The organism is Lysinibacillus sp. FSL L8-0312 (assembly GCF_038003285.1).
Taxonomy (GTDB): domain Bacteria; phylum Bacillota; class Bacilli; order Bacillales_A; family Planococcaceae; genus Lysinibacillus; species Lysinibacillus fusiformis_D.
Genome location: NZ_JBBOOV010000001.1, coordinates 2,950,827 through 2,974,972, shown reverse-complemented (window position 1 = coordinate 2,974,972; position 24,146 = coordinate 2,950,827). Strand labels below are relative to the sequence as shown.

Genomic DNA, 24,146 nt, shown 5'->3' with positions numbered 1-24,146 from the left:
ATGTTAAGAAAAGAAATTCATATATAACATGTTTGGATTAATCATTCTTGTTTATCAAGTCTAATAGGTGAATATTATTGGAGCAAACTTTTTTACAGCTACAATAATTGAAAATGATTATCATTTTCAATATAATAGGTAACAATAGTATTTAAAGGAGAAGGATTATGAATAAATACATAAAAAAAGCCGTTCTAGTAATGTTGGTAATGAGTCTACTGCTAATAATAGCGGCTTGTAGTAGTAAAACAGAAGGTACAAAGGATGACAAGGAATCTACAACGACTGAAACAACACGTATTGTAACAGATTCGGTAGGACGTGAAGTAGAAGTTCCCATAGACCCACAACGTGTTATTGTGGATTGGGATTTAGGTCACGTATTAGCTGTAGGCATTGTACCAGTTGCTTCAACGACAAAGGTCATTGATTATGGTGAATTTTTAAAGGATTACTATCAGGGGCAGGACATTGTAGATCTTGGGAATGAAGATACTGTATCTTTAGAAACAGCTACTAGTCTAAAACCAGATTTAATTATTACGTTTGCAGAGGAAAATATAAAACAATATGAAAAAATTGCACCTACTATTGTGTTCAGTACGGATAGCTACGATAGTGTGGAAGCAGAAATTTTAGCAATTGGCGAAATGTTAAATCACCAAGAAGAGGCGAAGAAGTTTATGGCAGATTATACGGCGCGTGCAAAGGTAGCTGAAGAAAAAATCAAAGCCGTAATCCCAGAAGGCATAACATTCTCACTCTTTACGTTAACAGACAAAGAGATTGTTGTGATTCCTAGTGGTAACTCAGGTGGTGAAGCGATGTATGATTTGTTAAAACTTACAGCACCAACATCTATACAAAAGCTAATTGAAGATAGCAAGGGAGATTGGCAGAAGCAACGTATTTCATGGGAAACGGTAGGTGACTATGTAGGTGATTATGTAGGTGTTTTAGATTATGGTCAAAAATACGAAACGACTTCTACATGGGATAATTTAGAGGTTGTGAAAAATAATAAAGTGATTACATTCGATGGGAAGTACTTCTTCTCAGCAGATCCAATCTCTGTTATCCATCAAGCAGAGCACATGGCAGAACAAATTATTGAATTAGTACAAAAACAATAAAGTAAAACTTCAAGCAGTTGCGTTTTTCTTAAGCTCCACGAAGACCTTTCTTGCTTCAATAAAAAACCCCATTAGATAAACAGATGATTTGTTTATCTAATGGGGAAGGTATTAGCTGATTACTTATGTGTAGTTACAGCTTTATTCTTTTGTTGTAACGCTTCATTTTTTTCAGCGAAGCGGTCATTATGAGAAGAAACGCCTGCCATTTTTGATTCTGTAGGGTCAATGTATAATTTGGCGCTATTGACAGCGAGGACAGCATCGTTAAATGCGCCTGCAATCAGTCTTATTTTCCCTTCATTCGTTACAATATCGCCTGCGCCAAAGATGCCTGGCATGCTTGTACCCATTTTGGGAGTAACGGAAATGCCCCATTCTTCAGAGGCCAAGCCCCAATCTAAAATGGCGCCGCCAAAGTGTCGGTCAAATCCGTGATTGACAAGCACTTCATCTACTTCAATTTTTGTCATATCATTAGAATCAACATGCTGTAATATGACATGTTCAATTTTATTGCCATTGCCATGTAAACGAGAAACTGTATACGGAACATAGGTTGTTGCGATAGACTTCATGCGTGTTACAGATGATTCAAAGGCACTGAAGTCATCTCGTCTATGAACAACGTATACTTCTTTGGCAATAGGAGCCATTTCAATAGCCCAATCTACAGCTGAGTCGCCGCCACCAGAAATGAGTACACGTTTATCTTTAAACCTATTGATGTTCGTTACCGTATAGTGAAGGTTGTTTAGTTCATAACGGTCAGCGCCTTCAATCGTTAATTTTTGAATGCGTGTAATACCACGTCCTGTAGCTAAAATAATCGTTTTCGTATAATGTTTCTCGCCTGTTTTAGCTGTTAAGACGAAAATGCCATCGTCGCGTTTTTCCATGCCAACAACTTCTTGACCAAATACGATTGTTGGATTAAATGTCATAGCTTGCTTGATTAAGGAATGAATAATTTCTTCACAGCGAATAGGTTCAATACCACCGACATCCCATACCAATTTCTCGGGATAGGTGCGCATAAAACCACCTAATTCCTGTTTTACTTCGATAATTTTCGTTTTCATTTCACGCATGCCACTGTAAAAGGCAGCATACATGCCAGCCGGCCCACCACCGATTATAATTACATCATAAATCTCTTGTTCCATTTAAGGCACCAACTTTTCAACTAAATAATCAAGGAATAGTGGAGAGCCAATTAAACCTTCACCTACAACGTAATCTGCTGTTTTTAATGGATAAACATTGCCGATTTTCACAGCATCCATTGCTTGCCACATCGGGCTATTCTCTAAATCTTTCATAGATTGTTCACTACTATAATTTTGCATTTGACGTTGTTCGACAAAAATATGGTCTGCATCAATGTCAGGTAAAACCTCTAAGGAAATGGGCGTGAACCACTCATTATTATCTTTCAACATAGTTGGAATATTTAACCCAAGTTGTGTGTATAGCATATCACTACCAGGGCTACCTTTTTCAGTGCCTAGTACACGGTATTGATTTTGTTCTACCCGTAATACAAGAATTTTTTCGTCACCTATAGCATCGTGTAGTTTTTCTTTGGTTTCTTCTATTTTTTCCCTATACTTCTCGAGAGCAAGTGTAGCTTCTTTCTCTTTCTTGAACAGTTCACCAAGCACAGGAACATATTCATCTATTGCAACGCCTGCCTCAACAGCAACAGTAGGAGCAATTTTACTTAAAGCTTCGTATTTTTTAGCATCAATCGCTGCACCCTGAGCAATAATGACATCTGGTGCAGCTTCAAGAATAACTTCTAAATTATCTTCATATTGCACAGTCGGAATAATTTTAACATTGTTGTCATTGAATAATTTGAAGCGATACTCAGGTTCAATTTCTTCAACAACTGTCACCATTTGAGGCGTTACACCGATTTCAATTAAGTTTTCAGCATAGTTAGAACTAAGAACTAACATATTTTTAGGTTCAGTAGGGATCGTGACATCACCATAGGCATCTTTTACAACACTCGTTGTAGGCTCACTTTGTTCTTCTTGACCCTTTGTCTCATTTCCGCTCTCTTTATTAGTGCTTGAGCAAGCAACTAATGTTAAAGCTACTAACATAAAAAGTATATATTGCATCGTTTTTTTCATTGATTATAGCTCCTTTTTATTTGATAATGATTATCACTATCAAATAATAACAGGGAATGAGAGTGCCTACTATAGCGTAAAGTGCCTTAAAAATTGGATTATTGTGTTTTAGGGCAAACACCATCCAAAATCGACTGCTCAATCTGTTGCATAATTTTTCTTTTGCCAAACACACTGCAATTGTTTATCCATAAACCCGTATCCACATAAAACACACGTTTATTTTTCACAGCATCTAAATTTTTCCACTGCTCACTTTTTTGTAAAGTAGCTAAGCTAAGGTCGGCTGTATAATAATCCATTATGCGTTTTTCAATAAACAAATAAGTAGGATTGGCTACCACTAATTGTTGTAAAGAACATATGTTGAAACTATTTTTATTTGTGTGCAATGATTCAGGCATTTTTAAGCCAAGTTCCTGATATAAAAGGGTAGCGGAGTCACTAGAAGATTCACCGACATAGCGATAACCCAACTCCTCCACACGTAAGTAAAGTACAGTAGCATTCTTTACAAGATGGTGTTGTATTTTATTTTTTAGAACATCTACATGTGTCGTAAGTTCGTGAATAATTTGTGTAGCTTCATTCTCTTTATTAAACAATTCACCAAAGTAACGAATTGATGAATTTAAATCATAAGGTAGCCCGGTAATTACAGGTGCGATCGTTTGGAAGTGTTGTTTTGTCTCTTCCGTTAAGTCGACACCGATAATTAAATCGGGTTGCTGTTGTACAATGATGTCTTGTTGAATCACATATTGAGGCATTTCTAAGATGGTTGTACCAACTTCATGAAAAAGATTCTTTTGATATTTTGGAGTGAGGGAGCTCGTCACAGTAACACAATTTGGTATAACCCCTAATGCGATTGCAATTTCTGCGTGTGCAGGTGATAGAAAGCAAACACGATATTCACCAACGGTCTTTTTGAATTTCTTAGGTGGATGACCTACAATGCGTTTAAACTGTCGACTAAAGTGCTGCACATCATCAAAACCAACTTTTTTTGCGACATTTTGTGATAAATCATCTGTTGTTAATAGCATTTCTTGCGCACGGTAAATACGATAACTAATTAAATAAGCTATCGGTGTTTTATCATATAACTCAATGAACTTTCTCGAATAATACCATGGGCTATATCCAGCGATGGCTGCTAGTTCATTTCTTGTCATTGTTTGGTTATATTTTTTTTGCATATAAATAACTGTCTGTTCCATTCTTTCCTCAAGTGTGTATTCATCTGTTGATTGCTCTTGCTGTAATTCCTTCAACAAACTGTATAAAATAAATTGTTTAATGGTGTTATGGAGAGGGTCTATATTTTTAGCGAGCGACATCCGAATATCAGCTATGATCGTTTCAGGCACTCGCTGAATATAGTAACCATTCATTGTATTGATAGACCATTTACGGGTTAATTTCATTGCTGTATCATACAGTGCAAAGCTAATTAAATAGCCTGAAAAATCAAGACGGTTTGTATTTGTAAGTTGGATAACCGCATCACTTTCGAGGGCAATCAAATGCCCAAAAACAATATGCTCTTTGTGCCCATTAATGGACAGGGTGGTTTGGCCATCCGTAATCAATAAGAGAGCCGCACTTTCAAGATGTATCGTAGACTTTTGAAATAAGGATTTGGCTAAATCTTTTATTTCTGTGCAATGTGCCAGCCAATTAGGATTAGAATCAAGCATTTATGTACTCCTTTAGTTTGTTGTGATAAAAGTATACTACGGAATATCACAGCAGACGGCATAAAAAAGACAAGTTCAAACATAGGAAATAAAAAATCCTTACAGAACATCAAAATGTATGGCCTCCCTTTGATAAGGGAGGTATTTTTAATGTGTACAATAGGCATCTTAAGAAGCTATTGAAATGGAAGGTATTACTTTTAGTGAACAAAATGTACGTAATAGATATAAAGAAATTAATAAACATTAATTTGAAAACGATTACATTTGCTCGATGTTGTTTTACTATAAGGTTTAATATTCGGAAAATTAGTTATTTATAGAATTGATAAATAACTTAAAAGGGTCATTGGGGGGATTAGAATGCTAGCAATTTTAGGTTTTTTAATGATAATAGTATTTATGATTTTGATTATGACTGGTCGTCTTACAGCGATGATTGCATTAATGGTAGTTCCCATTACGTTTGCAGTTATTGGTGGATTCGGAAGTGAAATGGGTCCTATGATGTTGGATGGGATTAAAAGTGTGGCTCCAACCGGGATTATGATTTTATTTGCCATTCTTTTCTTTGGTATTTTGATTGATGCTGGAGTATTTGATCCAATCATTCAAACAATTCTTAGGTTAGTAAAAGGTGATCCTGTAAAAATTGCCATCGGAACAGCCGTATTAGCCCTTCTGATTTCTTTAGATGGTGATGGTACAACAACCTACATGATTACTATTTCAGCATTTTTACCGCTTTATAAAAGAATTGGCATGCGACCAATTGTATTAGCCGGTATTGCCGTTTCAGCCTCAGGTGTTATGAACCTCCTACCTTGGGGAGGGCCAACTGCAAGGGTTATGACAGCATTGAATCTTGAAATGTCTGAAGTTTTTACACCCGTGATTCCCGCGATGATTGGCGGCGCTATCTTTGTTCTGCTCATGGCATTTATGTTCGGAAGACAGGAGAGGAAGCGAATTGGTGTTATAGAATATGATTATGAAACTGCAGTTCAGCCTGCTGCTACAGTCGAGGATGACTCTTTGAAACGTCCAAAACTAATTATCTTTAACTATGCACTAACAATCATTCTTTTAATAGCGTTAATTATGGAGCTATTACCACCTGTTACATTATTTATGCTTGGTTTTGCGATTGCGATTACTGTAAACTATCCAAAATTGAAAGACCAAAAGGAACGTATTGCGAATTATGCTGACAATGCATTATCAGTTGTTTCAATGGTTTTTGCAGCTGGGATTTTTACAGGGATTCTTTCAGGAACAGCAATGGTAGATGCGATGGCAAACTCAGTAATTCATTATATTCCAGATGCAATGGGTTCTCATTTTGCAGTAGTTACAGCCATCCTTAGCGCACCTTTTACATTTTTTATGTCCAACGATGCCTTTTACTATGGAGTGCTGCCATTACTTGCCAAGGCAGGAGCGGTATATGGCATCGACCCCGCCTTAATTGGTAGAGCTTCTCTATTAGGGATGCCAGTCCATCTTCTAAGTCCACTTGTTCCATCTACTTATTTATTAGTAGGTATGGTTGGAGAGGATTTCGGCACATTACAACGTATCTTCTTAAAGTGGGCTTTCGGTTCTACCATTGTCATGATGATCGTCTGTGTAGTATTAGGGATTTTCCCTCTTTAAATTAACATAATAAGTTTAAAATCTATTGTTCACAGGGTTGAAGAGATGACCAAGTAAAAAAATGTTTATCTGTATTAAATCTACAAAAGTAATGGGCTTCTTTTGTAGATTGTTATTGGAGGAAATGAAAAGAGTCTAAAACCACCCTTAATCAAAAATTAGATGTTTAAGGTCTATGGAGTTGTTTCAGAAAAACGTTTTTGTTCGTAAAAAGGACTATCATAAATATACGATCAAAAAGATTAAGACTTAGGATTATTAGTTCATGTTAGTTATAGATATTTGCCAATGGTGGATAGTTTGTTGAGTATAGGGGAAAAGCTATTCAACAATCAAAAAGAAATTATTAAAATTAGGAGAAAGGTGGTATGAAATATGAAAATCCGTAAGATCGATCATGTGGGGATAATCGTCAATGATCTTCCAGCAGCAAAAGCATTTTTCCTTGAATTTGGCCTTGAGATGCTAGGGGAAGGAAAAGTGGAGGGTGAGTGGGTAAAGAGGATGGAGCGGATAATAGGGCTTCAAGACGTTAAAGAGGAAACGGCAATATGGCGACTATCGGATAGTGACGCAAATTTAGAAATAGTAATGTTGCGAACGCCAGATGGTGATACAAATATTGAACTAGTAAAATTTAACGCGCCAACAAATGAAATAGGGATACGGCATCCTTTAGCAAATACGCTGGGTATCCAGCATATTGCCTTTGCTGTTGAAGATATTGAAGCCCTTGTTACCAAATTGACAAAGAAAGGCGCAGAACTAATTGGTGAGATATCTAACTATGAAAATGCTTATAAATTATGCTACGTTCGCGGACCAGAAGGAATTATTTTGGAGCTGGCTGAGGAAATTAAATAGAAAACCCAAGATTTTTTATCAAATTTGAATTGAATAATCTTATTGCTGTTTGCGCATTAGTATCTAACTTTATTGAAACTCTTCTGGGTTATTGTCATTAAACACGGCTGTGTAGAGATAATTAAATAAATGTAAAACTTCTTTCTGTTACTTAATAAGTGAAATAAGAGAACGTGCTTATTTGGGAGAAGCTATTGACATTTATCCAAATAAATCATTGCGTTTTTTCCATTGTTTACCCTTTTCATACAAACTATAATAGTGCTGTAAATGATAATCATTTTCAATTAAAGATAAAAAGGAAAGGGGTAATAAATGTGAAAAAGCTTCTACGAAAGCAATTTATACTATGGGGAGGGAGTTTCCTTCTGTTACTGTTGATGCTATCGGCATGCAGTAATTCTAATGACAGTGCGTCTGATGCGCAGGGTAAGGAAAATGGGAAAACAGCTCAATCTGATGTGCAAGCAGAGGAAAGTGAGACAACGGTTCAATATACAACGATTACAGGCGAACAAGTTGAAATACCCGCAGATCCAAAACGAGTAGTTTATATTGGTCAGACGACGGGTGATTTCTTGGCGATGGATATTCCCCTTGTTGGTAATAATCTTCCTCAAGATCCTGCAAGTTACTATGGAGATAAACTTGAAGGCATCGTTGATATTGGAAATCCTGCTAACTTAGAGACGATTCTGACTTTAAAACCTGATCTGATTATTAATGGTTATTACAAGTCCGATCCAAATCTTAACGAGGAATTGTCAAAAATCGCAACGACTATTCCCTTTAACCCAGCTCTTCCTTATACAGAACGTGTAAAGGAGATGGGCAATATCTCGGGTAAACAGGAAGAAGTGGGTAAAATGATTGCTAAGTTTGAAACGCAATCTAAAGAAATGTTTGATAAGCTTCAATTAGCAAAAGGGGAGACCGCAACGGTATTCTACCAGTTAGGTAAAATACTTTATGTTATGGGCGATCGTAACTTTGGCGCCATTATATATGGAGAAAACGGTTTTGCCGTCCCACCAGCTGTACAGAAGAATATTATTGATGTAGAAGGGGTATCTTTCCTTGAGGTTTCCGAAGAGGTGCTTCCAGAGTTTGCTGGTGATCATTTGTTTGTCATTGTACAAGAGGATGGTGAAAGTGAAGCAGAGGCGGATCGACTACTACAAAGCCCAATATGGGGAACTTTACCTGCAGTCAAAAAGGGAAATGTTTATGTTGTTCCTAATGAATGGAATACAGATAATTTATTAGCTTTGGAGCAATTGTATAAAAAGTTACCAGAATGGATGCACAAACAGTAAAAATTGTATTTACCTAATCAATTTTTTAAACTGTTTGTATTTTAAAATAGTACATACTCGAACAATAGTTGATAGAGGGTCATTATATGTTACAATAACGATAATGAGAATCATTTTCAATGGTTGGAGAGTTGCTTATGAATCTAGCACCCCTATATATTAGGCTACAACATTATGAACGATTTCAAGTTGATCAAATAATGCTAGCTAGTAGCTACAATGAGGGAATAAAGGATAATGAAATAAATGTATGCGCATTATTAATAGCACTGAGTCATGGCATACGGCTGTATGTAGACAAAATGGCTATTGATCTACGACAAGGAAGCTGCGTTCTAATTTTACCTACACAAAGCTACACTGTAGAATCAAGTAACAAAGAGGCACAGCTGGCACACTTTACCTTTGAAACTTTTAAAGTGGAAGGGATGACGTTGAATCAGGTTGCCCATCCACCCCTACTTTGTGGTTATCCCTATAATCTGTTATTTTCTCAAGTCAAGCAAGTATTAGGAAATGAAGCATGGATAAATAATCAGTTTTGTTCCTCTCTATCCACATCAGGAATGGCGATGATGCAAGGTAGACTTCAGCAGATACTAGCTATGATGGTCCAGTTAGATGAGCAAGCTAACGAGTTGTTGAATGAAGAAAAGATACAATTGGTTCAAAAAACTGTACAGTACATAGAACAGCACTATGATGAGGACTTGACAGTAGAACAACTGGCTAACATGGCTGGAATGGTGAGATGGCAATATAGTCAAAAGTTTAAAACGTTGACTGGCAAAAAGCCGACTGATTATGTGGCTCATTTACGTATAAATCAGGCAAAAGAACTTCTACGTAATACGACCGATCCATTGAGCAAAATAGCTCGACAAATTGGTTTTAAAGATGAATACTATTTCAGTCGGTGCTTTCATAAATTAACTGGAAACACCCCACGTGAATATGCAAACATTCATCTTCATACGCCAGAAAGAACAGTTATTGATTCACTGGGTAGAAGGGTTCTTGTTCCTACAAGTGCAACACGTATTGTGACTGATGGAAAATTTACACTTGGGGAATTACTCGTTCTAGGCATACCCCCTATAGGAGCAGCCATCTCCATCATGAGAGATAACGTGGTTTATCACAATAAATTGCGAAATATTCATAGTATCGGGGATTGGGCAGATCCAGATAAAATAGCACAGCTGCAACCAGAGTTCATATTGCTTAGCTATTATCCGCAAGACTTGCAGGAACTGGATGCGCTTGCTCCAACTGTTGTACTAGACAAGAAGTTTAGATTGTTTGAGCGGTTACGATATATCGCTAAACTAGTTGAGCGGAGTAAAGCGGCGGAGAAGTGGATTACTACATATGAGGACAAAGTAAGAATGGTACGTAGGCAATTAGTGGATGCTTATGTTGCTGGAGAGACGGCTACGGTTTATCTCAAGCTTGGTGTAAAATTTTACGTTATGTGTCAGACAGGATTGGCTGCTAGCTTGTATGAATCACTTGGCTTCCGTCCCACTCCCAAAGTAATGCACCTAATTGAGCAAGGGCAAGCATGGATAGAAATCCAGCAGCATCAAATAAATCACTATGCTGGAGAACGTAATTTTATCTTGGCTTCTCCTCAAGAACTACAAACGATTACTCAATGTCCACAGATTGTCACTTTAGCCAAGTTAACTCCTGGTAAGACTCATTTCGTAGATTTTACATGGAATCATTGTGACCCTATCACACGTGAACGGTTGTTAGATGTGCTACCATCTATTTTCAAAAAGAACATTATTTGATAAGCAGAAGAAATAAAATTGCTGTAAAACTCGATCCATTAGCTATGGTTCGAGTTTTTTCCATTAATATTCAAATAGCGTACAAATAAACTAGTACAGAAAAAATAATTCTACTAGAAAAAAAGTTTGTTTAAAAATATCCTGGTATAAAATTTATATGAAATTTCTGGTATAATTACATATATCTATATTAATTTTAAGGAGTGATTTTGTGAAGAAGTTATTGATAATAACAAGTTATTTAGGATTTTTTATATTAGGAGGTTTGACGTTTACGTACTTCTCAACTACGGAAGCGGCAAGCGACTTGAAAAAGATCAGCGTGTATCAGGATCCAATCAATTACTATGTCAATAAGGTTGAAAAAGTGCCGCAAAAAGGTCAATCTGGATTTAATTATCAAGGTACAATATATGTTCCAATGCGCTTTGTTGCGGAATCTTTAGGTGAAAAGGTAACATGGGACGGAAAAACAAAATCCGTTTATATTGGTGAGGTTCCCCAATTCACCTCTTTGAAAGATATAAAACCTATTGGGCGTGATGAGGACCCATTGTTCCATAATCCAAGTTCTATCGTAATTCATACGGGTGAAAAGTTTGAGCGTTCTTATCAACTTGGTGGTTACCATGGGGGCGGTGCTGTTCAAGACCATACAGCGGAATACTTAGCCAATGGAAATTACAAAGGATTCGAAACCAATTTGGCACCAATTAAAAAGTTAGCAGCTAACTCTTTCGGAGTAGGTTTCTTGAAAATTTACGCAGATGGTAAATTGATTTATGATAGTGGAGCAATCAAAGACAAGGTAAAGGTTCATGTTAATTTAGATGGAGCTTCAAAAGTGAAATTTGAACTTGAAGGTAGTGGTTTAGGTATATTAGATCCTAAATTTATTCAATAAACTATACACAAGTAAGACGATGACATAAATAGCTGTTATCGTCTTATTTATTTGCGTGAACGGCATTAACTACGTCGCATTACGTAGCTTATAGATAACTATTTCGACATAACTTTAATGGTAATACAATTTTGTTAATTTTTTCACATTTAAGTATAATATAGTTGTTATTTATATGGTATAATTTCAAGCGGTGTTGATACATAAAATAGGAGATAGGAGAGAAAAGAGTATGATGAAAAAGATGATGAAACGAACAAGTGCAGTATTGCTTGGTGCTTCGTTAATGCTGACAACGGTTGTACCTGTGATTCATGCTGAAGAGCAATTACAGCCTCAAGTTCCATCGATTAGTCCGTGGGCTATTGAAACATTAAATGAGGGAGAAAAATATGGTATTTTCCCTATGGAATGGTATTACGATGGTTTCCTTGAAGAAATTTCGGTGGATAAAGTAAATGAATTACTAGCTTTGACAGAAAAGAAAATTGCTACTCTAGGTTTAGCTGAAAATAAACAATACAAGCCAGTGAGTGTAAAGAACGATAATACACGTGGTGATATTGTGAAGCGCATGTACAATATCGTAGCACGCTATGATTTACCTGTTGGCAAAGATGCCATTCAATTTATGAAAGAACAAAATATATTACAAGGTTCTCCAAACGGACTGCATTTAGAAAAAAAAGCAACAACACAGCAGGCTGTTATACTAGCTGTTCGTTTCATTAAAAGTACATATGCCCTTGCAGAACAAGGATCGAAGGGGGTGGCCTGGGTTGTAGAGGATGAGGATACGACTGTGTACTTATTAGGATCCATCCATCTAGGCACACCAGACTTATATCCTTTCGATAAAAAATTAGTAACAGCGTTCAATGAATCGGATGCGCTATTAGTTGAGGCAAATATTTTGGATACAAAAGCACTTGAATATTATTCAGAAAAGGCACTGTATACAGAAGGTAAAACATTGAAAGATGCTGTGGCACCAGAAACATATGCAAAGCTTGAGCAAGTTGCAAAGCTTTACGATCTTCCGATGGATCAGCTGACAATGCAAAAGCCTTGGATGCTATCTAGTGCATTATCAATGCTGGCAATGGACGATTCCTTTGGATTGACGCCACAAGAGATGACGATGCATGGTATTGATGTATACTTCTTATTGAATGCACAGTTGCAACAAAAGCCAGTCATTGAATTAGAAGGAGTAAAAGCACAAGTTGATATGTTTGATGCATTATCACCAGAAGCACAGGAGCAGTCATTAGTCGCAGTGTTGGATAGTATCATCAGTCCTTCTGATGAAAATCAATCAAAAATTCTTAAAGAGTGGTTTACAAGCTGGAATAAAGGGAATGTTGAGGAGTTCGCAAAAAGCTTCCAAGCAATGGAAGGTACATCATCAGAATTCAATAAAATGCTATTTGGTTTACGTGATGAACAAATGGCAAAGAAAATCATGAATGTACTTGAAGAAAAAGAAGGTAAGTACTTTGTTGTAGTTGGTTCTGGTCACTTCCTAGTCGATAAAAATATTCGCTATCACTTGGAGAAAAGCGGATACAATGTAAAACCATTTTATCAATAAAGAAAAACTAAAAAGGCAACCCAAAGCTATGGACCTAGCTAAGGGTTGCTATTTTTAGTTGCACCAAAATCCCTCAATAGATATGATTGTCTAAAAGAGTACTTTTATGTAAAAAATGACCAAAAATCTATTTTTGAGAGCTAGAAGGGAGACCTATGCGCATTATTAGGAAATATCGTCTCATTCTGTTTGGCTTTGGTTTTTCATATTTAGGGAATTGGGTAAATCTTGTTGCGCTCAATTTATTAGTTTGGCATTTGACAGAGTCACCTACTGCCATGGCTAGTATATTTATTGTAGGGCCAATCGCTCGTATTTTAACCAGCTTTTTTGCAGGCTCTATTATTGATCGATCCAATAAACAAAAATTAATGATCTATAGTGACATCATTCGTGGGATACTGATTTTATTGTTACCATTTACGTCTTCTATTTGGCTTATTTATGGCGTATTATTTTTATCTAATATAGCGAGTAGCTTTTTTGGACCAAGTAGTACCTATTATATTTCAAAATATGTGCCAGACAAAGATAAACAATCCTTTAATGCCATTCTAGGAATATTTAGCTCAGGTTCATTTTTAATTGGGCCTGCACTGGCTGGGTTTATCATTGCTTTATCAGATGTATCCGTAGCAATTTGGTTTAATGCTTTAACGTTCTTTGTATGTGCATTGGCCATTTTCAAGCTTCCAGTAGTAGACGGTCGTCAGGACATGCACCGACAACGGCTTACCTGGCAGATGCTAAAGGAGGATTATGGTATTGTCTATGCCTATATTAAAAAGGAGCGAGCCTTTGCCAAAGTTTTTCTCTATTTTCAAGGTGCTTTAATGATTGCTTTTGCATTAGATTCACAGGAAGCTACATTTATTAAACAGAACTTACAAGCCTCAGATAGTCTATATGGTGTAATGGTTAGTATTGCAGGGATTGGGGCGATTATCGGTGGAGCAATGGCTGCTCGGTATGCTAAAAGGTTTTCAACTAGACAATATATTATTTATGGTCTGCTTTTGACAACGATTTGCTACACCTTATTTTATTTATCACCGAATGTAGCAATGGCGATTATTAGTTTTATTGCCTTAGGGATATGTATGTCATTTTGTAATGCGGGATACAGTACATTTTATCAATTGAGTGTGCCATCAGCCATTATGGGTCGCTTCGGCAGTGTTTCCACAATGGGCGTGAATATGCTACAGATTGTCTTTACGTTAGCTTTAGGCATGTTAGCCGACTGGCTTTCGCTACAGTTAGTATGTATTGTATTTGGTATCTTAGCTATTTTTATTTCTCTAGTTTTATATGTATTTATGCATTCAAAATCTGCCTATGAAGGTTTGAAGGAAGAGATTGTTTAGAATGTAATCCCTGCGTTTTAATGATAGATGAACCGAACTTTGAATAGGAGCACTTTTGATAGTACTTACTATAGAGAGTTCGGTTCAACTAATAGCTTTAGTTAAAGATACTCATTATAGAATGTGGCTAATTTTTCAACAGCAATTTGAACAGGTTCTGGTTGATCGTATAAATCATAGTGACTTGCCCCTTCAACGACAAGTAAATCTTTATTTCTGTTATATAGCTCATGACCATCTTTATATGACCCGAATGCCCCTTGTACACTACCAATAATAATTTGTAACGGCTGAGTTAGTAATTCCTCAACTAAATGAAAAGCATCAAAACCAATGACAGATCCCATACTTGTAAAGTTTAACTTATTCGGAGAGTTTGGACTTTGACCTCTTGGGGTTGTGTAATAATCAACTGCTTCTATAATATCAATATCAGTAATCCCAGCTTGCTCTAGCGTTGCTTGGTTTTTAGGAATCCAATTTGTTATCATGGACTCGGCGCCCCGAGCTTCAGCAGTACGCTGTTGACCGATTGCCTCTAACGCTTTAATAGGATCACTTTCACGATTTAATCGACCAATATTTGCACCAACGACTGTACCAACCGCTTTAATGCGGCGTTCTGTCATTGCTGCATTCACTGCATAACCTCCTCCAGCACAAACCCCTAAGACACCAATACGGTTTTTATCTACATACGCAAGTGTAGTCAAGTAATCTACCGCACAACGAATATCTTCAACACGTGCAGCTGGTTCTTCTATATATCGAGGCTCTCCTTCACTTTCTCCTTGATAGGAGGCATCAAATACAATTGTGACATAGCCTAACTCTGCTAGCTTCTCAGCATAGAGACCTGCTGTTTGATCTTTACAGCTACTACCTGGATGTACACAAACGATGGCAGGGTTTGATTCCTTTTCGTTAGCTTTCCCCGGTAAGTATAAAATACCAGCAAGCTTTATTCCCCTTGCATTGAATCTTACATTATTCTTTGTAACTGTCATATGAAGACCACCTTTATACGTTTTATATACACTTGTGAGTTTTATTACACTCGTGTATATTTATAATAATAAAGACAGGTAGTCACAACAATGACCATATTCAAGCAATTGTGTGTTATGACACATAAAATGAAAACTGTGTATTAAAACGTGGAGGTTTTAACGTGGAAAAAATGGATAGAAGAAAAACGAAATCTCAACAGGCGATACAATCCTCATTTTTAGCAATGTTGATAAATGAAGGTTTTGATGATATTACTGTAAAAAATATAAGTGAAAAAGCGGACATCGGAAGAAAAACATTTTATCTTCATTACACAGATAAATATGATTTATTAGACAAAATTGTTGAGGATCATTTAGCATGTCTGAGAGAAATATGTGATCAGAAGAAAGAGAAGGGCTTTATAGAAGGAACCGTTATATGGTTTACCTACTTTCAGCAGCACAAGCTTTTTTTTGCATCGTTATTTAGAAGTGAAAGTACACTCTCATTTCGAAAAAAATTATTAGTCTTTATTATGGGAGAAATCGATAAGAAATTAGATGTAAATGCTCCTTCAAATCAGGGGATTGATAAACATATTATCTTAAAGTTTTTAGGAACAGCTGTCTTAGGTGTTTTAGAGTCTTATGTTTTAGAAGAGGTCGATGGTGATATCGAATTAGTAGCAAAACAAGTAGGAAGATTAGTGAAAAGAAATTTATAAATGCCTGTTTCACTGTTCAAAAAAGAAACAATGCAAGTAGATAAACCCTGCTCTTTCATTAGAGCAGGGTTATCGTGTTGGATCTTTAAAGTGAAGTAACGACTTTTTCCAAAAAGATGAACCTTTTCTAGTAGTCATTTGTTTATAAAGTAGAACAATCAGAAAGGAGTGCCTTAGATTGACAGAACGTGAATTATTCGATGCATACAACAAAGATGTCTACCGTACCTGCTATTACATGCTACGGAACACCCAAGATGCAGAGGACCTCTGCCATGACGTATTTGTCACCGTTTTTCGTCAAGATTGGAGGGATGTTGAGCATACGCGTGCTTGGATTTTACGAATTGCAATGAATCAATGCTTAAATATGCTTAAAAGAAAACAGGCACAGTTAAAAAAACAAAGTCAGATTCTATTGCTTCATGAGCAAACTACAGAATCAGTTAAATCTGTAGACACCATTGTATTGGAAAAGGTAGCGGAGGAAGAATGGGAGGGGCTATTTAAGCAATTACCTGAAAAATTAATGGCTGTCGTCACCCTTCGCTATATCGGTGAGCTATCGTTAGCTGAAATTGCTGAAGCTCTAGGGATTCCAGTGGGTACAGTGAAATCGAGACTTCATAAGGCATTGAAAATAATGCGCAAAAAGTTGGAACAAAATCAAAACCTATCGTTGAAGGGAGAGAAACAATTTGGAACGCATTGAAAAGAAGCTTAACAATGAAATGAAGGCAGACCATAACATGTCGTATCCTGACTTTGATCAAATGTGGAATAGTATCCAGCAGGATAAGTTAAAGATTGCAGATGAACCCATCGAACTTCGACCTCGTAAAAGAAAAAGATTTGTTTTGGTTGCGGGACTAGCTGTCGCTTTAATGGCTACACCCGTCTATGCAGCACTGAATTATGATTGGTCCAATATTCTTTCTTATAGAGCTGGTATTCAGTCTGCATTAGAACAAGGCTTAGGGCAGACGATTGAACAATCTGTTACGAAGGAAGGGTTCACGCTAACTGTACATACAGCGTTTATCGATGATAACAGAACATTTCTGCTATATAGTTTGAAACCTGAAGCATCTTGGGATGGAAATAATGTGAGCTTTGATCAAATTGGACTTCAAGATTCTAATGGCGATTTTATTAAAGGGAATTACTCACATCGATGGAATGAAGATCTTGGTCTTTTCCAAGGGTATTTTGAGACAGACTGGGTAGCAGATGATCAGAAATCGGACATTAAATTTTTAATGAAGAACATTCATTCCATAGGTGATGAAGAACTGCCTATTCCTTACAACCCTAATGACTCTCATACGCAGAATTTCGCTATTCAAAAGGATGGAATCGGCAATGTAATTCTACAAACCTTTGAACAATCAGAAGGGAAAGTAATGCTTCAGTCAGCGGTTAAATTTACAGATTCTGAAATGAAGAACAAATGGGTACGTATCAAGGCTATTGATGATAAAAATCAGCCTATTAAAGAAGAGGAAACACCTGTATTTGGAACTCCTGGTGCAACAGGTGAATACTTTAGTCAGCAAATTTTCACATCACACAACTTACGAGCGAAAGGTACAAAGTTCCAACTAACTTATGAACATACATTAAATATTGCAAAGGATAGTTGGAATATAGAGATGAAGTTATCCAAAGAAGAATTGAAGAAGGGGTCATTTAAAAAAGTAGTCAATATTCCTTTAGAAAATGCATCTGAGGGGATAAAAATTCATGAAATGAAAGTTACTCCAACACAAGTACGTTTAATACTGACACATAAGGAGAAATATGCATATATTCCTTACATTGATTATCAGCTGGATATTGGAGGAGTATTTTTGGATGGAGGGAGATGGGATATAGAAAAAGATCCGTATAAAACAGAGCTTCGTTTTGAATTGACGGGAGTGGATGTGTCCTCGTTGTCGAATCAATCTGTGACATTGGTAGCTAAACATCGTGTTGATGTAAAAGACGGTGATCAACAACCGATTCGGTTAACTGACATATCAGAGAAACCTCAAAGTAAGACATCTACGATTGGAGAGTATTCAATAACGTGGACTTACTATAAGAAAGATAGCAACCTCTACGTTGAATCCTTTAGCACTGATCCTACATTTGGTGGTGTCTCTCAAACCTATTATCTAGATCATAAAGATCGTAACTATGGAATGCCTCTGATTGCTAAAATACTTGGTAATGGGAATAATAAGCACGTGGATGAGTATAAGAACTTCAAGGATAAAGAGCTCGATATTTATATTTGGAAATATACTACGAATGATCCAGATGCAGAGCTACGTGTGCCGCTTACATCTGGGAAATAATAAATACTTAAAGTATGATAGTCTAACCCCATCTATTTGGCTCATCAGTATTCAAATAGATAGGGGTTTTTATTTTCTTGTAAAGATAAAACGGCTTTACATAAAAATAAATTTATCATATAGTTTAGTTAACTTAAATAAATTATTGTACAGGAGAAGACATATGACCTCTAATGAAAAAACACAAAAATCCTTTGCTTATAAGCTTGGAATAGGCATTATTATTTTTTCCCTTTCACTGTGGTTAATCCCAATCATTACACCATTCACACCGATACCTACAAAAGTAAAAGCAGGTATAATACCAGGAAGTATTATAGTTGCTGAAATCATGTTTTGGCTGGGTGCTTTACTTGTTGGGAAAGAAGTAGCGAACAAATTTAAAAGCTATCTAAATCCTAAAAAATGGCGTGAAAAAGGTGATACTCAAAAAAATGAAGACTAACAATGTAGCGGAGCAAATTAATCAAACCATAGAAGATATTTGGATCATCCTTGAGAAAATGGAAAGGGCCTATACTAAATTCTCCTTAAATAATCAGCAATATGTTCTTTTAACATTAGTGATTCGACATCCATCCTGCTCACCTTCGGAACTAGCTGAAAAAATGGCAATTACGAAAAGTGCAGTGAGTCAGCAGTTAGCAAAGCTTGAAAAGGATGGCTACATTACAAAAAAGCAGCATGTTGAAGATAAGCGAGCATTTTCTATAGAATTAGGTGAAAAGGGATTACTTTATCAACAAGAAGTGGAAGCATTTAACCAACAGATTACTGAAAAATACCATGCCTATTTATCATCTGACGAGCTAGCCGAAATGTTAGACACTCTTGAAAAATTAAACATAATACTGCATAAATTTTAGTGAAATGTTACATTTTAACACCCGTGTTTATAGTAACCCTTAATATTAAAGGGGGAATAAACATGACCATTAGTCTTCATGAAATCTTTTTAGCAGATGAGAAGACGAGGAAGAAATGAAAGCATTTATATTTTAAGTTTTAGGGCATATAGTCATTCATTAGGCTATATGCTTTTTTGGTGTTTGCAGGTAACTATCTTCTCAGGTTAACTAAAAGGAAATTTTCACTTGCAAATAACTGTAAATGTGTATATATTGTATATAAAGTATATATACAATATTTCAAAAGAGGTATTTGCATGCAAATTATTATTTCTAACAGTTCAAAAGAGCCTATTTATGAACAAATATATGCACAAATCAAAAAACGAATCTTAACGGGTGAATTACAAGAGGGCCAACCATTACCCTCCATGCGTCAACTAGCAAAAGATTTGGAAATTAGTGTCATCACAACAAAGCGTGCTTATGAAGAACTTGAAAAAAACGGCTTTATTTACTCTATTGTTGGGAAAGGCTCGTTCATCTCTGAACAAAATACAGAAATGATGAAGGAAAGAAAAATGAAGGCCATTGAGGAAAAGTTGTTGGTGGCGATTCAAAATGCGAAGGAAATGAATATTAGCTTAATAGAGTTAAAGGAAATGCTTACTTTATTGTATACGGAGGATGAGTGATGGAAAATGTTATTGAATTACAGCATATACAAAAATCCTTTAATGGGTTTGAAATAAAGGATCTTTCGATCAAAGTTAAAAAGGGTTTTGTGACAGGGTTTATTGGTGGAAATGGGGCAGGAAAATCGACGACGATTAAAATGATTATGAATTTAATGCAGCAGGATAGCGGGACTATCTCTATTTTTGGTAAGCCCTATAAGGGAAACGAAAAGGAAATAAAAGAACGCATCGGTTTTGTCTATGATGACAATATTTTTTATGAAAATATTACGCTAAAGGATATGAAAAGGATCATTAAACCAGCTTATAAAAACTGGGATGAAAAAACATTTCAACATTATATTAATCAGTTTGAACTGCCATTGAACAAAAATATGAAGACATTCTCAAAGGGGATGAAGATGAAGGCATCATTAGCCATGGCTTTAGCTCATCATGCTGAATTAATCATTATGGATGAGCCAACATCAGGTCTTGATCCTATATTTCGTAGAGAGCTTCTAAATATTTTACATGAGTTAATGCAAGATGAACACAAAACTATATTTTTCTCTACACATATTACAACAGATTTAGATCGTATTGCAGATTATATTACCTTTATTCATAATGGCGAGCATATCTTCACGAAGGAGTTTTATAAAATTGAAGAGGATTACGCTATCGTCAAGGGAACGCTTGAGCTATTAGATCGTGAAACAGAGCAGGAGTTCTTGGCCATTCGCAAAACAAACAGAGGTTTTGAAGCACTGACAGCTCATAAACATAGAGTGGCCACAATATTTGGAGATGCCGTTGTCGTCGAAAAACCTACGCTTGAAGACATTATGTATTATACAAAAAAGGGGAGATAAGGATATGGTGAACCTTATTCTGAAGGATATTTTAATTCAAAAAAACATGCTTATCATCTACATAGCTACTATTATACTTTACTTATTGGTCAGTGTTTCTCCAGTATTTATCGTATTTGTTTATAGTATTGTTTTTATTATGAATGCATTTTCCAGTGATGAAAAAGATAATGCTAATATTTTACTGAATTCATTACCCTATACAAGGAAGGAAATTGTTAGTTCAAAATATATTGGGGCATTCATTTTTACAGGGTTATTTATGTGCTATACGTATCTGCTCGACTTTCTTTTGAACGGGCAAGAAGTATTAGTACTGTGGAAAGAAATACTACTAATTATGGGATTAGTCATGATTGCGATGTCATTTATTCTGCCGATATCCTATCAATTTAAAACAAAGCACTTAGCTATTGTTAGTGTAACTTTATTTGGAATTTATATGGTGATGGTAAATTATTTTGTTCCGGACTTTAATAATCAAGTAAGAGCCCTTGTACAAAAATTTATGGCGGTACAGGAACTACAACTATATCTCATTGCAACAGTCATCATTATTATCTTATATACGGGGTCATGGTTACTGTCTATACGTATTTATGAGCGAAAGGCTTTTTAATGAAAAAACGGCTGAATCCTATTAAGGGACTCAAGCCGTTTTGTAGTTATTTTTCCGATTTAAAAACCAGCTTCCATATCACGATATTGATGAGGAGAAGCACAATGAAATATACAGTAGAGCCGAATGGTACCTGACTAGCAATTAAATAATGTAGACCTGCCAGCATACCTAAAGGGATGAATAACAACATAGTTTTCCAGCCTTGAGCATCTCCAACTTCATCATATGGTTTAATAAAAGGTATTTTATTGCTCATCGTGACGAAACAAATAATAGTATACAACCAGCTTGTTACTAAAACTACTAGTAAATCTGGGATAATTCGAATGCCGTAAATATAGCTAAAGATTACACTTAGTACTAAAAATAACGGAATATACAATTTGATTAAAAATGCCTTCAAGCTACCTTTTTGTAAGTCTGTATAATCTTTAAGCGGGAGTGTTTTATAAATCCACGCCGCTTTATATTTAGCAGAGTGACCAAGAAAAAGCACAGCAGAAGGAATAATGAGCATACTAAAGTAAATATTTAAGTAACTCATACTAAGAGCATAATCAACTTCTTCGGACCTATTAAACGTAAACATGAAAATAAAAGGAATAATAAATGAAAAACCTAAAGACGGATAGACCTTTAGCTTAAACTCTCGCTCCTGCTTCATCATAAGAGTGGCAAAGCGATAGAAAGCTCGTTCTTCATGTGTGCTACACACGAGTGTTAATAGAAAGGACTTAAGTCGGTTGTTCTTCTCTTTTTTTGATTTACTTGTACTAAGTAGCTTTTGAAGATTGCGTTCAAAGGTTGGAATGAGCTTGATGTAGATTCCTATTGAGATTATAGGAATAATCAGTGCTAAAATACTGTAGATGACTGTTAATAAAGATGTATCACCATGTAGTATTAATTCATATGGAGCGGCAAACCACATCGGTACAAGGAAGAGGCTCCACCAATGAAATGTTACGGTCATATTTAAATCGACGAATTCAAAGGATCGAATAAGAACCTGATAGCCAATCATCAGCATGAGTGACAAAGCAATTTGTACATAGTTAATCATATCCTTCAGTTTTTCGCCATCAAAGAAGCGTAAAATAGCAATATATAAAATGGCTGTGAATGCCACAATCAGTAAATTCATGAGTAGAATCTCAAGACCCGTTAAAATAAAAAATACAATTCCTTGAGTAAAAAGGCTGACTATCAGTGGGATAGCTGTTAAGGCAAGTGTTAAATAAGATAAGTAAATAAAAATATGCATAAATTTAGCTGCATTGATTGTTTTAGCTGAAATAGGCTTGGTTGAAAGTATGCTTTTATCCCGTACATCTAAAAGTACAGAAGAAAAATCAGAAATCAGGGATGTCATAATTAAAAATATGATCATGGCATAGGCAATACTCAGTTGAAAAAGAAAGTTTTCACCAAATCCCATAAGTGGGATGAGTACAAGTCCAAATAAAACATAAATCCACAATGATTTAATATAGCCGTATTTTTGGTTCTCTTTCTTTTTATTCTGATTAAATATTGTTGGTACTTTACGTTCATCCATCGTTAATTTAATATGAAGGATTTTTCTCATCACGTCATAATCAATGCCCATTTTTACAAAGAGCAGTCGGAATTTATCAAGCAATTGTAGCGTTTTGAAATCTGTCATGATTGAACTCCTCGGACGATGGACACAAATTTCTCTCCGATTTCCTGATGCTCATGAAATCCAGTTAACTGGTTAAAAATTCTTTCTAATGTTCCTTCGGTATTATCTGCTTGTAGTTGGGCAAATGTTCCGTCTGCTGCAATTTTTCCATCATACAGAAGAATGATACGGCTACTGATTTTTTCAACCACATCCATAATATGAGATGAGTAAAATATGGTTTTTCCGTTGGCAGCCAGCTGCGTTAAAATTTCTTTAAAAATCATGACACTGTTTGCATCTAAACCATTGATAGGTTCGTCTAAAAATAGTAGGTCTGGATTATGTATAAGGCTTGCAATGATGAGTAGTTTTTGGCGCATACCCTTTGAATAGGAGGAAATTCTAGAATGGTATGCTTCACCAACCCCGAATAATTCCATTAGTGATTTGGATTTGTCAGCTGCCTCTTCTAGCTCTAAACCATAAAGCTGTCCAATAAAGGTTAAATACTCATAGCCTGTTAAATTGTCATAAACATCAGCGATTTCGGGAACGTAGCCAATTTTTCGTTTATAATCAATATGATCTTGCCCTATGCTTTTTCCAAAGAGCTTAATTTCTCCGCCATAATCACCTTCTAGCCCTAGAATAAGTTTTACAGTCGTACTTTTACCAGCGCCATTAGGACCAATGTAACCGATGATTTCCCCTCTAGCTGCATGAAGGTCAATCCCCTTCAAGATTTCCTTGTTTCCATAACTCTTCGTTAAATTCGTAATCGTTAAAATTTCATCCATTTCATAGCTCCTTTCTAATTTTTGAAAAATTACCCATAAATACACTATAGCATAATAAACAGGAGGTTATTCCTCTTGTTAAAATGAAAACAGTTCGTTTCTAGCTTTGTCTAACTGTATATGATAAATTTTAAACTCCT

The 24,146-nt window shown here is 35.9% G+C and carries 22 protein-coding genes; 16 read left to right on the top strand and 6 right to left on the bottom strand.

Going from position 1 to position 24,146, the window contains the following annotated elements; genetic code table 11:
* Positions 1–167: 167 nt before the first annotated feature.
* A complete protein-coding gene (locus MHI22_RS15015) occupies positions 168–1,133 on the top strand; it encodes an ABC transporter substrate-binding protein (protein WP_340812354.1) in 966 nt (321 codons plus the stop codon).
* Between the two features lie 119 nt (positions 1,134–1,252).
* On the opposite strand, the gene MHI22_RS15010 is transcribed toward MHI22_RS15015, so the two are convergent.
* From MHI22_RS15010 to MHI22_RS15000, 3 genes are all read right to left on the bottom strand, one after another.
* On the bottom strand, positions 1,253–2,299 hold the full coding sequence (locus MHI22_RS15010; protein WP_271911386.1) for an NAD(P)/FAD-dependent oxidoreductase: 1,047 nt from the start codon (positions 2,297–2,299) through the stop codon (positions 1,253–1,255).
* Positions 2,300–3,277, bottom strand: a complete 978-nt coding sequence (locus MHI22_RS15005; protein ID WP_058845223.1) for an ABC transporter substrate-binding protein — start codon at positions 3,275–3,277, stop codon at positions 2,300–2,302. It lies immediately after the preceding gene.
* A gap of 98 nt (positions 3,278–3,375) precedes the next feature.
* A complete protein-coding gene (locus MHI22_RS15000) occupies positions 3,376–4,980 on the bottom strand; it encodes an AraC family transcriptional regulator (RefSeq protein ID WP_340812353.1) in 1,605 nt (534 codons plus the stop codon).
* A 363-nt stretch (positions 4,981–5,343) separates the two neighbouring features.
* Between MHI22_RS15000 and MHI22_RS14995 the strand changes: the two genes are divergently transcribed.
* The 7 genes from MHI22_RS14995 (at position 5,344) to MHI22_RS14965 (ending at position 14,480) form a co-directional block, all read left to right on the top strand.
* The gene (locus MHI22_RS14995) at positions 5,344–6,636 is read left to right on the top strand and encodes a CitMHS family transporter (RefSeq protein ID WP_036128834.1); all 1,293 of its coding nucleotides are present in this window, start codon (positions 5,344–5,346) and stop codon (positions 6,634–6,636) included.
* A 375-nt stretch (positions 6,637–7,011) separates the two neighbouring features.
* Entirely contained in the window at positions 7,012–7,500 is a 489-nt protein-coding gene (locus tag MHI22_RS14990; RefSeq protein ID WP_036128833.1) for a VOC family protein, read from the top strand.
* 317 nt (positions 7,501–7,817) lie between these two features.
* Positions 7,818–8,816, top strand: coding sequence for an ABC transporter substrate-binding protein (locus tag MHI22_RS14985; RefSeq protein ID WP_170829870.1), 999 nt, complete (start codon positions 7,818–7,820; stop codon positions 8,814–8,816).
* Positions 8,817–8,953: 137 nt separating this feature from the next.
* Entirely contained in the window at positions 8,954–10,615 is a 1,662-nt protein-coding gene (locus MHI22_RS14980) for an AraC family transcriptional regulator (protein ID WP_051891779.1), read from the top strand.
* Between the two features lie 211 nt (positions 10,616–10,826).
* On the top strand, positions 10,827–11,519 hold the full coding sequence (locus MHI22_RS14975) for a stalk domain-containing protein (RefSeq protein ID WP_089933677.1): 693 nt from the start codon (positions 10,827–10,829) through the stop codon (positions 11,517–11,519).
* A gap of 232 nt (positions 11,520–11,751) precedes the next feature.
* Positions 11,752–13,113, top strand: a complete 1,362-nt coding sequence (locus MHI22_RS14970) for a TraB/GumN family protein (RefSeq protein ID WP_082673780.1) — start codon at positions 11,752–11,754, stop codon at positions 13,111–13,113.
* Positions 13,114–13,268: 155 nt separating this feature from the next.
* Entirely contained in the window at positions 13,269–14,480 is a 1,212-nt protein-coding gene (locus MHI22_RS14965; RefSeq protein WP_340812352.1) for an MFS transporter, read from the top strand.
* A 101-nt stretch (positions 14,481–14,581) separates the two neighbouring features.
* On the opposite strand, the gene MHI22_RS14960 is transcribed toward MHI22_RS14965, so the two are convergent.
* The gene (locus MHI22_RS14960) at positions 14,582–15,487 is read right to left on the bottom strand and encodes an alpha/beta hydrolase (protein WP_340812351.1); all 906 of its coding nucleotides are present in this window, start codon (positions 15,485–15,487) and stop codon (positions 14,582–14,584) included.
* Between the two features lie 164 nt (positions 15,488–15,651).
* Here MHI22_RS14960 and MHI22_RS14955 point away from each other — a divergent pair, with 164 nt between their 5' ends.
* The 8 genes from MHI22_RS14955 to MHI22_RS14920 all read left to right on the top strand — a co-directional run bounded on the left by MHI22_RS14955 (position 15,652) and on the right by MHI22_RS14920 (position 21,558).
* Positions 15,652–16,197, top strand: coding sequence for a TetR/AcrR family transcriptional regulator (locus MHI22_RS14955; RefSeq protein ID WP_036128821.1), 546 nt, complete (start codon positions 15,652–15,654; stop codon positions 16,195–16,197).
* Positions 16,198–16,375: 178 nt separating this feature from the next.
* The gene (locus MHI22_RS14950) at positions 16,376–16,909 is read left to right on the top strand and encodes an RNA polymerase sigma factor (protein ID WP_036128819.1); all 534 of its coding nucleotides are present in this window, start codon (positions 16,376–16,378) and stop codon (positions 16,907–16,909) included.
* A complete protein-coding gene (locus tag MHI22_RS14945) occupies positions 16,896–18,539 on the top strand; it encodes a DUF4179 domain-containing protein (protein WP_249646042.1) in 1,644 nt (547 codons plus the stop codon). The genes MHI22_RS14950 and MHI22_RS14945 overlap by 14 nt, the downstream gene beginning before the upstream one ends.
* A gap of 163 nt (positions 18,540–18,702) precedes the next feature.
* Positions 18,703–18,984 (top strand): transporter suffix domain-containing protein, encoded by a 282-nt coding sequence (locus MHI22_RS14940; RefSeq protein WP_036128815.1) that lies wholly within the window; start codon positions 18,703–18,705, stop codon positions 18,982–18,984.
* A complete protein-coding gene (locus tag MHI22_RS14935; RefSeq protein WP_036128813.1) occupies positions 18,974–19,405 on the top strand; it encodes a MarR family winged helix-turn-helix transcriptional regulator in 432 nt (143 codons plus the stop codon). The genes MHI22_RS14940 and MHI22_RS14935 overlap by 11 nt, the downstream gene beginning before the upstream one ends.
* 299 nt (positions 19,406–19,704) lie before the next feature.
* A complete protein-coding gene (locus tag MHI22_RS14930) occupies positions 19,705–20,082 on the top strand; it encodes a GntR family transcriptional regulator (protein WP_036128812.1) in 378 nt (125 codons plus the stop codon).
* Complete coding sequence (locus MHI22_RS14925) at positions 20,082–20,939, top strand: ABC transporter ATP-binding protein (protein WP_058845232.1); 858 nt, start codon at positions 20,082–20,084, stop codon at positions 20,937–20,939. Before MHI22_RS14930 ends, MHI22_RS14925 begins: the two co-directional genes overlap by 1 nt.
* A gap of 4 nt (positions 20,940–20,943) precedes the next feature.
* Entirely contained in the window at positions 20,944–21,558 is a 615-nt protein-coding gene (locus tag MHI22_RS14920; protein ID WP_036128808.1) for an ABC-2 transporter permease, read from the top strand.
* Positions 21,559–21,604: 46 nt separating this feature from the next.
* Here MHI22_RS14920 and MHI22_RS14915 read toward each other — a convergent pair whose 3' ends face one another.
* Both MHI22_RS14915 and MHI22_RS14910 read right to left on the bottom strand, forming a co-directional pair.
* Positions 21,605–23,227: a hypothetical protein gene (locus tag MHI22_RS14915; protein ID WP_340812350.1), complete on the bottom strand. Its 1,623-nt coding sequence runs from the start codon at positions 23,225–23,227 to the stop codon at positions 21,605–21,607.
* The gene (locus tag MHI22_RS14910; protein ID WP_036128805.1) at positions 23,224–24,006 is read right to left on the bottom strand and encodes an ABC transporter ATP-binding protein; all 783 of its coding nucleotides are present in this window, start codon (positions 24,004–24,006) and stop codon (positions 23,224–23,226) included. Before MHI22_RS14910 ends, MHI22_RS14915 begins: the two co-directional genes overlap by 4 nt.
* Positions 24,007–24,146 lie beyond the last annotated feature (140 nt).